Genomic DNA, 13,355 nt, shown 5'->3' on the forward strand with positions numbered 1-13,355 from the left:
AACATACCAATGGAGAATTTCAGTCAGCCAGGGTGAAGTCCTCGAACGAGAACCCCGGCGACACCAGACAGCTCAGCAGGACCTCGCCGTCACCGGGGAGGGTCCGCTGCCACACGCCACCGCGGACGAACGCCTGCGCGTCGTTCACCCGGTCGCGGCCGGCATCGGCACCGAGGGTGATCTGCGCGCCCGGTTCCGGCTGCTCACCGTCGCCGCCGAGCTCGAGGACCACCGAGTCCGGCCCGTGCCACATCCAGATCTCGTCGCTCGTGACGCGGTGCCACGCGGACGCCTCACCCGGGGGCAGGAGGAAGTGGATGAGTGTCGCGGCCGGCCGCTCGCCCCCGGGGGTCGACACCGTCGCGGGCGACGTCCAGGTCCGGACGTACCAGCCGCCCTCCGGGTGCGGCTCCATCCCGAGTGCCGCTGCCCGCTTCGGGACGTCCAGCCACTCGATGATCTCGCCGTCGACCGTCCGCCGTGCCATCTGCCCGTTCATGCCACCATCATCCCGCGAGACGGCCGTCGTCTGCGAGACGGCCGTCCTCCGCTCGCACACGCCCACGGATCACCGTCGCCGCGGCCCGTCCGGCACCGTCCTCGACGAGCTCCGCGAGCGCATCCGGCACCGTGCGGGCGTCCACGTCGAACACGGCGAGGTCCGCTCGGGCCCCCACGGCGAGGTGCCCGATCCGGTCCGGGCCGACGGCGAGCCCCATCGCGTGCGCTCCACCGAGCGTGGCCGCCGCGAGCAGTCGCTCGTGCAGGTCGTGGTCGCCGTAGCCCTGCGCGCGGGCGATCCGGTGCAGCGCGGTGACGTCGGCCATCAGGTCGAGGGAAGGCGACGAGGACAACGAGTCCGTCCCGATCGCGATCGGGCTCCCCTCGCGGAGGTAGTCGGCGACGGGCGGCGGGTCGAGGCCGATGACGGCGTTCGAGCGTGGGCAGAGCGCGACGGCGGTGCCGCGGGCGCGGAGCAGGGCTCGGTCGGCCGCGGTCATGTAGACGCCGTGGGCGATGTGGCAGTCCGGCCCGAGGACGCCGAGCCGGTCCACGAACGACGTCGCGCTCGCGCCGAACCCGAGCGCGCGCATCGCCCGGAACGACGGCACGTTCGCGAGGTGCCAGTCGGATCCGTGCTCGGGCGACGTGGCGAGGCGCTCCCCCTCGAACGCCGCCTCCCCGAGGTGCAGGTGCAACCGGAGCCCGCGCTGGCGGACGATGTCCGGGAGTTCGAGGAGCGGCGCGACGTCGAGCGAGTACGGCGCGTGCGGGGAGAGTCCTGCACCCGGCGTCGTTGGGATCCGGGCGAGTTCGTCGAGCACCTGGTCGCGCCCGTGCTCCTGCCACGCCGCGTTCTCCCAGTCCATCACCTCCCAGTAGGCGATCCCGCCGAGGCCGTACGTCTCGAGCGCGGTGGCGGCCTCGATGTCCGTGACGATGTCCGCGATGCTCGTCACCCCCGCCATGATCGACTGCGCAGCCCCGTCGGCAGCTTCGGCCCGCCAGTCGTGCGGTTCCGCGTACTCCTCGTTGAACGCCGCGGCCCAGTCCTCGAATCCGCCGTACTGGCCTCGTCCGACACTGGCCATGCCGGTGTACTGCAGGTGGGAGTGGGCGTTCACGAGCCCGGGGAGCAGCGCCCCTTTCCACCGCCGCTCGGTGAACGTCGTGCCGTCGAGTTGGTCCAGGACCCATGCGCGCTCGCCGACGTGCAGGATGCGTCCGTCGCGGACCGCGACCGCGCCGTCGGCGATCGGCGGCGCGGTCATCGGCACGACGATGCGCGCCGAGTGGACGGTGGTCTGCTGGTCGCTCATGCAGGGTCTCCGAAACGGCGGGTCCGGACGTCCGGCTCGCGTTCGGCGGGTTGGCTGGCGACACGGACGGGAGGCTCGGGTCGACTCCCGAAGGCGACCAGCGCCGCGCGGGCGGTCGCCTCGTCCACCGCGGGGTCGATGGGCACGACGGCGCGCGGCAGCTCGTCGCCGCGCTCGAGCAGCATCCGCACGGCGCCGAGCTGCGCCGCGAACGAGAGGTCCATGATCTCGACGGGGTTGCCCTCGGCAGCGGTGATGTTGATGCACCCACCGTCGTCGAGCACCACGACGCCGTGGCCGTCCGGGAACGTGAACCGTTCCGCCTGCGGCCCGACCGTCGACCGGGAGGCACCGGCCGCGAGCGCGTCGTCGATCGCGATCTCCTGGTCGACGCCGCCCGCAACCGCGACGACCGCGTCGGGAGCGCAGGAGCGGAGGACGTCGACCGTGATCGTGTCGCGGACGCCCGTCGCACTCATCACGAGGTCCGCGTCCTGCACGGCGTCGGCGAGCGGAGCGACGGCGTGCCCGGCGAACAGCGCCTGCAGGGCGCGGACCGGGTCCGTCTCGGCGACCGTCACGGTGAAGCCGAGCGCGCGGAGCACCAGGGCGACCCCCTCGCCGACGTGTCCGTACCCGGCGACCGTTGCCGAGCCTCCCGACCGGATCCGGTGCGCGACGGCGGACGGGAGCCCGTCGACCAGGTCGAGCGTCGCGAAGACCGTCGACTGCCCGGTGCCGTACCGGTTGTCGAAGAACGTCTTCGTGCGGGCGTCGTTCACCGCGACCACGGGGATGCCGAGCTGCCCGCGCTCGGCCATCACGCGCAGGGGCCGGAGGCCGCTCGTCGTCTCCTCGGCGGCACCGAGCATCGTCGGCAGCAGGTCGGGACGCTCCTGGTGTGCGAGGCGGATCAGGTGCGAGCCGTCGTCGAGCAGGATGTGCGGGCGGGTGTCGAGCATCGCGAGTGCGAGCGCCTTCTGCTCCGCGAGCGTCGCGGTGCTGCCGGCGTGGACCGTCAGTCCCGCGTTCCGGAGGGCGTCCGCCACGGCGTCGTCGGTCTCGTCGGCATGGGCGTAGACGACGACCTCGGCACCGGCGTCGCGGAGCAGCAGGCTCAGCACGGCGGTCTTCGGCTCGAGGAACATCGCGACGCCGATGCGGGTGCCACGGAGGAGTCCGCCGTCGCGGAGCTCGGCGGCGACGGCGCGGGAGACCGGCATCGAGCGGCGGGCCCAGCGCAGGCGGGCCTCGGCGGCGAGGTCGGCCTCGGGGTCGCGGCCCGTCGAGACCATGAACACGTCGTCGGAGGTCATCGGCACCCCGAGCACGCCGGGTCGGGCGGGGGCGACGGGGCCGAACGCGTCCTCGTCGACTGCCGGGGTGTGCCGGCCGGCGTCGATCACGATCAGGGTCGCGCCGCGGGGGCGGTCGGACTCCCGCTCGATGACGGGCGTGCTGTGCTCCGGTGTGCCGAGGCACCAGAGCTGGTCGATCGGCTCGTGCTCATCCGCGCGGAGCGCGCCGAGACCGGTCAGCAGCGCGTCCAGCGCGGCGACGTCTCCGCGCTCGCCCCCGACGATCCGGAAGCGGCGTGCGGCGACGAGCATGTTCGTCGTCCGCGCGAAGTGCCGGACGGCCGCGGATGCCCAGGCCGCCGTGTCGGGGTCGGAGCGTAGCGGCATGGTCCCAGGGTAGAGCTGTGCGGTAGCCGGTCGGTGCGTCCGGCGGGGCGCTCTCGGGGTCGGTCTCAGCGGAGCACGTCGGGGCGCGGGGCGTCCGCCCAGCCGGGCGCGGCGGGGGCGCCGAGCTGCCGCGTGCGCTTGCGGTAGTGCACCTGGATCCCGATCAGCACGGCGACGCCGATCGCGGAGACGATCGCGAGTCCGACGAGGTACAGCGTCGACGAGAGCCCCACGATCGACGCCGGCACCGCGCCGTTCTGCGCCACGGAGATCGGCGTGCCCGTGATGAGGAACGCGAGGAGGGTCGAGATCGTGGAGTTCGAGTCGTAGAGCCCGTGGAGCAGCGCGACCACGACGTAGGTGACGAGGATGCTCCAGGCCCAGCGGAACCGCGGCCGACCGTGCGCGGCACCGAACAGCACCGCCCCGAGGATCGCGGTCCAGAGCACGTGGCCGACCGGGGAGAGGATCGCGCGGAGGACCTCGGTCTGCAGCAGTGACACCAGGTCGATCCCCCGCGAGGTGATCGCGGCGTTGAAGGCGTACCCGGCGGACTCGAACGCGGCGAACCCGGCGCCGACGGTCGCGCCGAGCAGGGCTCCCTGCCGAGCCGTCTTCGGGCGGACGCGCCATCCGACGACCACGAGGAGCACGCCCTTGACGAACTCCTCCACGAACCCGACCGCGACGTAGACCAGGGCGTTCTGCTGCAGGTCCGACTCGAGCAGCGACGCCCCGAGGACCCCGAGGATGCCGCCGACGAAGAACGCCGTGACGAGCTGCATCGTGCTGACCGTGCCGGTGACCCGTTCGATGACGAAGAGCACCACGGTGAAGGGCACGAGGAAGCTGCCGAGCAGGATGATCGTCGGCACCAGGTTGGTGTTGCTCGTGTACACGGTGACGACGATCGTCACCGCCCAGAGCACGAAGCCGACGAGCAGCGTCTTCCACCACCAACCACGGCGGTGGTGCGGGTGGGCGACGGGTTCGCTGGCCGTGGACATGGGACCATCGTGCATCGCCGGCCAGCGCCGTGCCCGGATCGGTGCCCGACCTGAGGAATGTCTCCTGCGCTCCGGACGTAGTGTCTGGGTATGAGCGATGAGACATTCGACCAGGTGACGATGTTCGGCGCGGACTGGTGCCGCGACTGCCGACGTTCGAAGGCGCTGCTCGACAAGCTCGGTGTTGAGTACACGTACGTGGACGTCGAGGCGGAGCCGTCGGGAGCCTCGCGTGCCGAGGCGATCAGCGGGCGCAAGAACATCCCCGTCGTGGTGCTGCCGAACGGCAAGCACTTCGTGGAGCCGTCCGACGCCGAGCTGCAGGCCGAGCTCGAGGCGTCCGGCGCCGTCTGACGGGGGTCTTTCCCGCGAAAGCGACGGAATTCGCCCGGAATCCGCGGGCACAGTGTCGCTTTCGCGGTAGGGACCTGCGCCCGTCCAACACGCGGACATCGGATGAATCGGGCATGATGAGCGCGTGATCATCGACGCTCACCAGCACCTCTGGGACCCCTCCGACCGTGCGTACCCCTGGATGGACGACTCCGTCGCGCCGATCCGACGCCGGTTCGACGCGTCGGACCTCCACGCGGTCACGGCCCCGGCCGGTGTCACGGCGACGATCGTCGTGCAGGCCGTGCACGACCCGGGCGAGACCGCGTGGCTCCTCGCGCAGCCGGAGCCCGTAGCCGGCGTCGTGGGATGGGTCGACCTGACCGCGCCGGACGTGGCCGATCGACTCGCGGCGCTCCGCACGGCCGCAGCGGGATCCCAGCAGCGCGGGTCGCACCCGCCGCTCGTCGGCATCCGACACCAGGCCCAGGACGAGCCGGACCCGTCCTGGCTCGCCCGTGAGGACGTCGCCCGCGGTGTCCGAGCCGTCGCCGCAGCAGGACTGGCGTTCGACCTCCTGATCCGCGGAGCTCGAGAACACGCGGCAGCCCTCACCCTCGTCGACTCGGTCCCCGACGGCGTCTTCGTCCTCGACCACGCCGGCAAGCCAGACATCGCCGGCAAGCCAGCCATCGCGCACGACGATTCCGACTCGGCGACTGCCTGGCGGGCACGCATGCGGGACTTCGCCGCCCGGCCGAACGTGGCGTGCAAGGTCTCCGGGCTCCTCACCGAAGCCGGCGACGACTGGCGGCACCGCCCCGTCGACCGGTACGTACGGGACACGGTGCACACCTTCGGCCCCGACCGCTCGATGTGGGGCTCGGACTGGCCGGTCTCGACCCTGGCCGCGGACTACGGCACCTCCCTGCGCACGACAGCCGACGCCCTCGCGGACCTGTCCGACACGGAACGCAAGGCCGTGCTCGGCGGCACGGCGGAGCGTGTGTACCTTGCCGGAGTACAGCCCCAGACATAGGATGTCTGCACTGCCCGCTGCACCGGCGCAGCGCAGAGAGCGAGGAACGATGAAGTTCGCACGACTCGGCCCCCTGGGACGCGAGATCCCCGTGGCCATCGACTCCGACGGCGAGGCCCTCGACCTCCGGCCGATCACCACCGACATCAGCGGTGCCTTCCTGTCGTCCGACCCGGTCGGCCGCGTGCAGCACGCCCGCAGCGCCGGCGACCTGCAGCCGGTGCCCGACGCCGACGGCCTGCGCCGCGGAGCGCCCGTCGCCCGCCCGGGCAAGGTCGTCTGCATCGGCCTGAACTACCGCGACCATGCTGCCGAGACGGGTGCCGACATCCCCACCGAGCCGATCGTGTTCATGAAGGACCCGATGACCGTGATCGGCCCGGACGACGAGGTCCTGGTTCCCCGGAACAGCACGAAGACGGACTGGGAGATCGAGTTGGCCGTCGTGATCGGCACGATGGCGCGGTACTGCGAGTCCGAGGACGAGGCCGCGACGCACATCGCGGGCTACGCCATCGCGAACGACGTCTCCGAACGCGAGTTCCAGCTCGAGCGCGGCGGGCAGTGGGACAAGGGGAAGTCCTGCGAGACGTTCAACCCGCTCGGCCCGTGGCTCGTCACGCCGGACGAGGTGACCCCGGACGCCATCGCCCTACGGCTCAGCGTGAACGGCGAGGTCCGCCAGGACGGCACGACCGCCGACATGGTGTTCCACCCGGCGGAGATCGTCCGGTACCTCTCCCAGTTCATGGTCCTGTACCCGGGCGACGTCATCAGCACCGGAACGCCCGCCGGCGTCGCGCTGGCCGGGCACGCCCCGTACCTGCAGCCGGGCGACGTCGTCGAGCTCACCGCGGACGGCCTCGGCGCCCAGCGGCAGACGATCGGGGCCGCCTGATGCCCGGCTCGCACGAGGGGCTCCGTGCGATCGTGACGGGCGGTGCCTCGGGCATCGGCGCGGCGATCACGTCGGCACTGCAGGAACGCGGCGCGACGGTCGCCGTGCTCGACCTGCAGACATCCGGCGTCACCGACGGCACGATCGCCGTCCCGTGTGACGTCGGAGACGACGAGAGCGTCCGCGCGGCCGTCGCCACCGCGGTCGAGCAGCTCGGCGGACTCGACGTCCTCGTCAACAACGCCGGCATCGGCGCGCAGGGCACGGTCGAGGGCAACCCCGACGACGAGTGGCGCCACGTGTACGAGGTCAACGTCCTCGGCGTCGTCAGACTCTCCCGTGCCGCGCTGCCGCACCTCCGCGCATCGGGGAACGCCAGCATCGTGAACACCTGCTCGATCGCCGCGACCGCCGGACTCCCCCAGCGCGCGCTGTACTCCGCGACGAAGGGCGCCATCGCCGCACTCACCCGCGCGATGGCCGCCGACCACATCCGCGAGGGCATCAGGGTCAACGCCGTGAACCCGGGCACCGCGGACACGCCGTGGGTCGCACGGCTGCTGTCGACCGCCGCCGACCCGGCAGCCGAACGCGCCGCACTCGAGGCACGCCAACCCCACGGGCGCCTGGTCGCACCGGAGGAGGTCGCCGAGGCCGTCGCCTACCTGACGAGTCCGCTCGCCCGGTCCACGACGGGCGTCGACCTGGCGGTCGACGGCGGGATGCAGGCACTCCGGCTCCGGCCAGCCTGATGGCCCGGCGGCTCCGCCGCGCCGGTCGGGAGGCTCGGCCCGGGTATCGTCGGGACGTCCCGACCCAGCGTGGTCGGGTGGAGGGACCGCCATGGCTTCGCTGACCGACGACGCGATCGCGCGCATCCAGCAGATGATCGTGACCGGCGAGCTCAAACCCGGCCAGCGCCTCCCGCCCGAGAAGGAACTCAGCGAGTCCCTCGGGCTCTCCCGGAACAGTCTCCGCGAGGCGGTGAAGGCCCTCGAACTCATCCGCGTGCTCGACGTGCGACGCGGCGACGGCACCTACGTGACCTCGCTGGAGCCCTCCGTCCTGCTCGAGGCGGTGTCGTTCGTCGTCGACATGCACCACGACCGCTCGCTCGTCGACCTGCTGGAGGTCCGTCGCATCCTGGAGCCCGCGTCCGCCGTGCTCGCCACCGCCCGCGCCTCCGAGCAGCAGATCGACGAGCTCGCCACGCTCATGGGCTCGGTGGGCGAGGACACCGGCGTCGAGGACCTCGTCGCGCACGACCTGCTCTTCCACTCCACGATCGCGGGCATCGGCGGGAACCAGTACCTGTCCGGGCTCCTCGACGCCCTGTCGAGCAAGACCGTGCGCGTGCGGGTCTGGCGTGGTCTCACCCAGAACGGCTCCGTCCAGCGCACCCTTGACGAGCACGCCGCGATCGTCGACGCCATCCGCCGACGGGACCCCCAGCTCGTGCAGGCGCTCGTCGTGTCACACGTCGAGGGTGTCGAGCGCTGGCTGCGCCGTTCCCTCGACTGACACGTCGTCGGATCAGCCAGTCCGCGCACTCCTGGCCGCGTCGAGCGGTTGACGTGTTCGATGGGACGTCGGCCCTGACTCCGGCAACCATGCCGCGGCAACCGCACCCACGAGGAGGAAACCGTGCTCGGTCTCATCATCAGCTTGATCATCATCGGACTCATCGCCGGCGCCATCGCGCGACTGGTCATGCCCGGCAAGCAGCACATCTCGATCCCGATGACCATCCTGCTCGGCATCATCGGCTCGTTCGTCGGGGGCTTCCTCGGCTTCCTGATCTTCCAGCACGACCCGATGGACGGCTTCTTCCAGCCGGCCGGCATCATCGGGTCGATCATCGGCGCCATCATCGTGCTGTTCATCTACCTGCGCGTCACCGGCCGCAAGTCGGCTCGCAGCTAGGGTCTACCTCGGCGCTGATCGCGCCCCCGCACGAACATCGCGCCCCGTCTCGACGGGGCGCGATGTTCGTTGTGGGGCGCGACGGGGTCAAGCGGGCAGCAGGGCCGCCGTCTCCAGGTCTGCCCAGAGCGCGTCGGGGACGGGCACCGCGGCGCGAGCGGCGTTCTCGCGCACCTGCGCTGCCGACTGGGCACCGACGGCGACCGTGCGGACCGCTGGTGCCCGGCGCGGGAACGCCAGCGCGGCCTCCGGCAGCGTCACCCCGTGCCGCGAGCAGACCGCGGCGAGCGCCCGGGCCCGATCGACCAGCGACGACGGGGCCGGGGCGTAGTCGTACGTGGTACCCGGCGCGGGGAGCGGGTTGCTCAGGAGCCCGGAGTTGTAGACACCGACCGCGACCACGTCGACCCCGAGCGAGGCGCACCGGGAGACCAGCGCCGCCGCCGGCTGTTCGAGCAGCGTGTACCGCCCGGCGAGCATGATGACGTCGCAGATGCCCGTGTCCACGGCGGCCGACAGCGCCGACACCGAGTTCGAGCCGACACCGACGGCCTGCACGACGCCCTCGTCCCGCAGGCTCGCGAGCGCCGGCAGCGCCTGGGCCAGCCCGTCGGACAGCGAGTACACGTCGGGGTCGTGCAGGTACGCGACGTCGACGTGGTCGAGGCCGAGCCGCACGAGGGACTCGTCGAGCGACCGGCGCACCCCTGATGCCGACGGGTCCCACCGTCGCACGAGGTCGTTCGGCACCGCGAACCCGTCGTCGTCGACGCCGTCGCCCGGTCCGGGGACGAGGAGCCGCCCGACCTTCGTGGACACCCGGTACGAGTCCCGCGGCCGACCGGCGAGCGCCGCGCCGAGGCGTCGTTCGGACAGCCCGACCCCGTAGTGCGGCGCCGTGTCGAACCCGCGCACCCCGGCGTCCCACGCGGCATCGACCGTCGCGCGGGCATCGGCGTCGGAGACCTCGCGGTAGAGGTTCCCGAGGTTCGCGCACCCGAGCCAGAAGGGCCCGACGTCGAGGTCGAACGGCACGCTCACGGCTGACTCGCCAGGGTCCACACGAGCGGGATCCCGTCGTCGTCCCCGGAGTAGTCGTCGTCGGCCTCGAGCAGGGGGTTGATCACGGCCTGCCACTCGGCGTTGACGGGGTCGTCCGCCAACGAGCGACGCATCGCCCGGTAGTCGGCGACCTCGATCAGGTGGACGAGGTCCTGGCCGTCGCGCCAGATGCTCCAGTTCGACACCCCGGCGGCACGGAGCCGGTCGGCCAGCGCCGCCGGGACGGCGGCGTGCACGCGGTCGTACTCCGCCTCCGCCCCGCTCCGCAGTCGCGTCCGCGAGAGGATCCGCTGCATCAGTCGCGCAGGAACAGCTCGACGACGGGCACGGCGACGTCCGGTCGGACGATCGGCAGCGTCAGGGTCAGCGTCCCTGCCGGCTGCCCACCGAGCCCGGTGTTCTGCGCCCGGGTCCCCGGCGGGATCTCGCGGTAGTGGATCTCGGACGCGTCGTTCAGCAGCTGCGCGTACTCGACGCGGCCGGCGAGGTCGGGCAGGTGCACGTGCTCGAACGGCCACGTGAACAGGTGCAGGTACAGCCGGTTGCCGTTCTGCGTGTAGACGGTGCCCGCCGGTGCCCGGAAGGACGAGGGCCCGGCGCCGTACACCGACCGTGCGTGCCGGTCCATCCACGACCCGATCTCGGCGAGCGCCGTCCGGGCGACCCCGTCGAACTCGCCACGACCGGTGGGTCCGACGTTGAGGAGCATGTTCCCGTTGTTCGACACCCCGTCGACGAGCATCCGGACGAGCAGGTCGGTGCTCTTCACGTTGAGGTTGTCGCGGTCGTAGCCCCATGAGCCGTTGAGCGTCTGGCACGCCTCCCACGGCACCTGGACCCCGTCGACCTCCATCGGCTTGTCCGGCTGGTACTGCTCTGGGGTGACGATGTCGCCGGGCAGATCGAGCCGGTCGTTGACGATGATGCCGGGCTGGAGCCGACGGGTCAGCTCCAACAGCTCCGAGGATCCCCAGTCGTCGCGGCCCTTGCCGCCCCAGATGTCCTCGTGGTCGTTGTCCCGGTACGAGAAGTCGTAGAACAGGTAGTCGATCCGCCCGTAGTCCGACAGCAGCTCCGTCACCTGTCCGTGCAGGTACTCCCGGTACCGCGCCATGTCCCGGCCCTCGTTGAGCGCCGCGATGGCGGACTCGCCGTCGTCCCGTCGCGGGTGCACCCCGTCGATGGTGAAGTCCGGGTGGTGCCAGTCGATGAGCGAGTGGTAGAACCCGACCCGGAGCCCCTCGGCGCGGACGGCGTCGACGAACTCGCGGACGATGTCCCGGCCGAACGGCGTGTTCGTGGCCTTGTAGTCCGTCAGCGCCGAGTCCCAGAGCGCGAACCCCTCGTGGTGCTTCGTGGTGAGCACGACGTACTTCATGCCGGCCTCCCGCGCACGCCGAGCCCAGTCGGCGGCGTCGAACAGGTCGGGGTCGAAGTGGTCGAAGTACTTCTGGTAGTCCTCGTCGGTGATCCGCTCGCGGTTCTTCACCCACTCGTGCCGGGCGGGCAGGGCGTAGAGCCCCCAGTGGATGAACATGCCGAAGCGGTCGTGGGTGAACCAGGCGGGCAGGCCGTTGGCGGCGGGGTCGACCTGCGGCTCTGCAGGTGCGGTGATGGTCATGGTGGCCAGTGTTCCTTTCAGGAGTGCAGCACGTCACCGGCCGCCGAGGCCGGAGGTGACGATGCCCTTGACGAGGTGCTTCTGGAGCAGGACGAGCAGGATGACGGTCGGCAGCATCGAGATGACCGAGGCGGCCATGACGAGGTTCCACTCGGAGCCCTGCTGCCCGAAGAACTGCTGTAGGCCGAGCGGGATGGTGCCGTGGGCCTCCACGTCGTTCACGACGACGAGGGGCCACAGGAACGAGTTCCAGTACGAGAGGAACGAGAACACCGCGAGCACCGCCATCGTCGGGCGGGCGAGCGGCATCATCACCGAGAAGAAGGTCCGGACGGGTCCGGCACCGTCCACCCGTGCGGCGTCGTCGAGCTCCTGCGGCACGGTGAGGAAGAACTGCCGGATCAGGAAGGCGCCGAGCGCGGTGAACGCCCACGGGATGATCAGCGCCTGGAACGTGTCGACCCACCCGAAGCCCTGCATCATCACGTACATCGGGATGACGAGGACGTCCTGCGGGATCATCAGCGTGACCAGGAACAGCATGAACACCGTGTTCCGCCCGCGCCAGCGCAGGCGTGAGAACGCGTACCCGGACAACACCGCCACGGCGACGTTGATCGCGGTGCCGACCGCCGCGACGAACACCCCGTTGAGGATGAACCGCGCGAACGGGAGGTAGGTGAACGCCTGGACGTAGTTGCTCCACTCGAGCGACCGACCCCAGAGCGTCGGCGGGGTGGTGAAGACCTGGTCGGCGGGCTTCAGGCTCGTCGCGACCATGTACACGAGCGGCGAGACGAACAGCAGCGCGACGAGGCACAGCAGGGCGTACCCGATGGCGTGTCGCACCCGGCCCGGCCGTGGTGCAGTCTTCGTCCTGGCGACGGCTCGGGGGTTGACCGACCGGTTCGACGTGGTGGCGAGGCCGCCGCGGACCGCTTCACTCATAGTGCACCCACCGCTTCTGCCCGAGGAACTGGACGGCCGTGATCCCGAGGATGATGACGAACAGCACCCAGGCGCCGGCCGAAGCCAGGCCGAGCTGCTGGTTCTGGAAGCCCGTGTTGTAGATGTACTGCACGAGGGTCTCGGTCGCGGTGCCCGGGCCGCCCTTCGTGAGGACGAACGGCTGCACGAACACCTGGAACGAGGTGATCAGCGTCATCATCGTCGCGAAGAACACCGATGGTGAGATGAGCGGGAACTTGATCGCCCAGAAGGTCTGCCAGGCGTTCGCCCCGTCGAGCTGCGAGGCCTCGATCTGGTTCTCCGGCACCGCGTCGAGCGCCGCCGAGAAGATCAGCATGTTGTAGCCGAAGCCCTGCCACACGCTCATCGCGACGATCGCGAGCATCGCCCAGTGCTCGTCGGCGAGGAAGTTCGGTGCGTGCACGCCGACGGTGGACTGCAGCGTCGCGTCGATGGCACCTCCCGGCTGGTACAGCATCCGCCACACCACGACGTTCGCGACGATCGGCGTGATGGTCGGGATGAAGAACAGCACCCGGAAGACGTGTCGGCCAGCGATCCTCGGTGTCAGCCAGGCGGCGAGCCCGAGCGACACGACGAGGTTGAGCGGCACGTACAGCACCACGAACAGCGCCGTGTTGAGGGTGACCGTGCGGAACACCGGGTCGGCGAAGAGCCGCGCGTAGTTCTCGATGCCGGCGAACGACCGCGCGCCGAGCGTCGGCCAGTTCATGAAGCTCACGACGAGCGACGCGATGATCGGGAACGCCGTGAACACGACGAGGCCGATGGAGTGCGGTGCGGCGAACGCGGCACCCCACCAGGTGCGGCGCCCGACCGGGCCTGGGTCGCCGCCCTGCCGGTTCGGCGCGGCCGTGCCGGCCGCCACGGCGGTCGCGACCGCCGGGACGGCCGCGGCGGCCGGTGGGTCCTGGATGGTGGTCATGCGACGACCTCCTCGTCGTTCGCGCGGTCCTGGGGGGGGGTGGGATGGGACG

The 13,355-nt window shown here is 71.2% G+C and carries 15 protein-coding genes; 6 read left to right on the forward strand and 9 right to left on the reverse strand.

Annotation, left to right across the window (positions count from 1 at the left end):
- Nucleotides 1-19: 19 nt before the first annotated feature.
- The 4 genes from ACIPJ2_RS00260 to ACIPJ2_RS00275 form a co-directional block, all read right to left on the reverse strand.
- Nucleotides 20-499, reverse strand: coding sequence for a cupin domain-containing protein (locus ACIPJ2_RS00260; protein WP_402727082.1), 480 nt, complete (start codon nucleotides 497-499; stop codon nucleotides 20-22).
- 7 nt (nucleotides 500-506) lie between these two features.
- Nucleotides 507-1,820: an amidohydrolase family protein gene (locus ACIPJ2_RS00265; RefSeq protein WP_402727083.1), complete on the reverse strand. Its 1,314-nt coding sequence runs from the start codon at nucleotides 1,818-1,820 to the stop codon at nucleotides 507-509.
- The gene (locus ACIPJ2_RS00270) at nucleotides 1,817-3,505 is read right to left on the reverse strand and encodes an adenosylhomocysteinase (RefSeq protein WP_402727084.1); all 1,689 of its coding nucleotides are present in this window, start codon (nucleotides 3,503-3,505) and stop codon (nucleotides 1,817-1,819) included. The genes ACIPJ2_RS00265 and ACIPJ2_RS00270 overlap by 4 nt, the downstream gene beginning before the upstream one ends.
- A 65-nt stretch (nucleotides 3,506-3,570) precedes the next feature.
- Complete coding sequence (locus tag ACIPJ2_RS00275) at nucleotides 3,571-4,512, reverse strand: PrsW family intramembrane metalloprotease (protein WP_402727085.1); 942 nt, start codon at nucleotides 4,510-4,512, stop codon at nucleotides 3,571-3,573.
- A 90-nt stretch (nucleotides 4,513-4,602) separates the two neighbouring features.
- Between ACIPJ2_RS00275 and ACIPJ2_RS00280 the strand changes: the two genes are divergently transcribed.
- The 6 genes from ACIPJ2_RS00280 (at nucleotide 4,603) to ACIPJ2_RS00305 (ending at nucleotide 8,705) form a co-directional block, all read left to right on the forward strand.
- On the forward strand, nucleotides 4,603-4,866 hold the full coding sequence (locus ACIPJ2_RS00280; protein WP_281265793.1) for a glutaredoxin domain-containing protein: 264 nt from the start codon (nucleotides 4,603-4,605) through the stop codon (nucleotides 4,864-4,866).
- Nucleotides 4,867-4,990: 124 nt separating this feature from the next.
- Nucleotides 4,991-5,884 (forward strand): amidohydrolase family protein, encoded by an 894-nt coding sequence (locus ACIPJ2_RS00285; protein WP_402727086.1) that lies wholly within the window; start codon nucleotides 4,991-4,993, stop codon nucleotides 5,882-5,884.
- 49 nt (nucleotides 5,885-5,933) lie between these two features.
- Nucleotides 5,934-6,782 (forward strand): fumarylacetoacetate hydrolase family protein, encoded by an 849-nt coding sequence (locus ACIPJ2_RS00290; protein ID WP_402727087.1) that lies wholly within the window; start codon nucleotides 5,934-5,936, stop codon nucleotides 6,780-6,782.
- Nucleotides 6,782-7,534, forward strand: a complete 753-nt coding sequence (locus ACIPJ2_RS00295) for an SDR family NAD(P)-dependent oxidoreductase (protein WP_402727088.1) — start codon at nucleotides 6,782-6,784, stop codon at nucleotides 7,532-7,534. Before ACIPJ2_RS00290 ends, ACIPJ2_RS00295 begins: the two co-directional genes overlap by 1 nt.
- Nucleotides 7,535-7,625: 91 nt before the next feature.
- Nucleotides 7,626-8,303 carry a FadR/GntR family transcriptional regulator gene (locus ACIPJ2_RS00300; RefSeq protein ID WP_402727089.1) on the forward strand — a complete coding sequence of 226 codons (678 nt, stop codon included), beginning with the start codon at nucleotides 7,626-7,628 and terminating at the stop codon, nucleotides 8,301-8,303.
- Between the two features lie 123 nt (nucleotides 8,304-8,426).
- Nucleotides 8,427-8,705 carry a GlsB/YeaQ/YmgE family stress response membrane protein gene (locus tag ACIPJ2_RS00305; RefSeq protein ID WP_281265797.1) on the forward strand — a complete coding sequence of 93 codons (279 nt, stop codon included), beginning with the start codon at nucleotides 8,427-8,429 and terminating at the stop codon, nucleotides 8,703-8,705.
- Between the two features lie 87 nt (nucleotides 8,706-8,792).
- On the opposite strand, the gene ACIPJ2_RS00310 is transcribed toward ACIPJ2_RS00305, so the two are convergent.
- From ACIPJ2_RS00310 to ACIPJ2_RS00330, 5 genes are read right to left on the reverse strand one after another with little or no spacing between them, the layout of a single operon-like run.
- Nucleotides 8,793-9,746: an aldo/keto reductase gene (locus ACIPJ2_RS00310; protein ID WP_402727090.1), complete on the reverse strand. Its 954-nt coding sequence runs from the start codon at nucleotides 9,744-9,746 to the stop codon at nucleotides 8,793-8,795.
- Nucleotides 9,743-10,063 carry an L-rhamnose mutarotase gene (locus tag ACIPJ2_RS00315; RefSeq protein ID WP_402727091.1) on the reverse strand — a complete coding sequence of 107 codons (321 nt, stop codon included), beginning with the start codon at nucleotides 10,061-10,063 and terminating at the stop codon, nucleotides 9,743-9,745. Before ACIPJ2_RS00315 ends, ACIPJ2_RS00310 begins: the two co-directional genes overlap by 4 nt.
- A complete protein-coding gene (locus ACIPJ2_RS00320) occupies nucleotides 10,063-11,388 on the reverse strand; it encodes an alpha-L-fucosidase (protein WP_281265799.1) in 1,326 nt (441 codons plus the stop codon). Before ACIPJ2_RS00320 ends, ACIPJ2_RS00315 begins: the two co-directional genes overlap by 1 nt.
- A gap of 33 nt (nucleotides 11,389-11,421) precedes the next feature.
- The gene (locus ACIPJ2_RS00325) at nucleotides 11,422-12,336 is read right to left on the reverse strand and encodes a carbohydrate ABC transporter permease (protein ID WP_402727092.1); all 915 of its coding nucleotides are present in this window, start codon (nucleotides 12,334-12,336) and stop codon (nucleotides 11,422-11,424) included.
- A complete protein-coding gene (locus tag ACIPJ2_RS00330; RefSeq protein WP_402727093.1) occupies nucleotides 12,329-13,303 on the reverse strand; it encodes a carbohydrate ABC transporter permease in 975 nt (324 codons plus the stop codon). The genes ACIPJ2_RS00325 and ACIPJ2_RS00330 overlap by 8 nt, the downstream gene beginning before the upstream one ends.
- Nucleotides 13,304-13,355 lie beyond the last annotated feature (52 nt).

The organism is Curtobacterium sp. NPDC090217, assembly GCF_044746705.1.
Taxonomy (GTDB): domain Bacteria; phylum Actinomycetota; class Actinomycetes; order Actinomycetales; family Microbacteriaceae; genus Curtobacterium.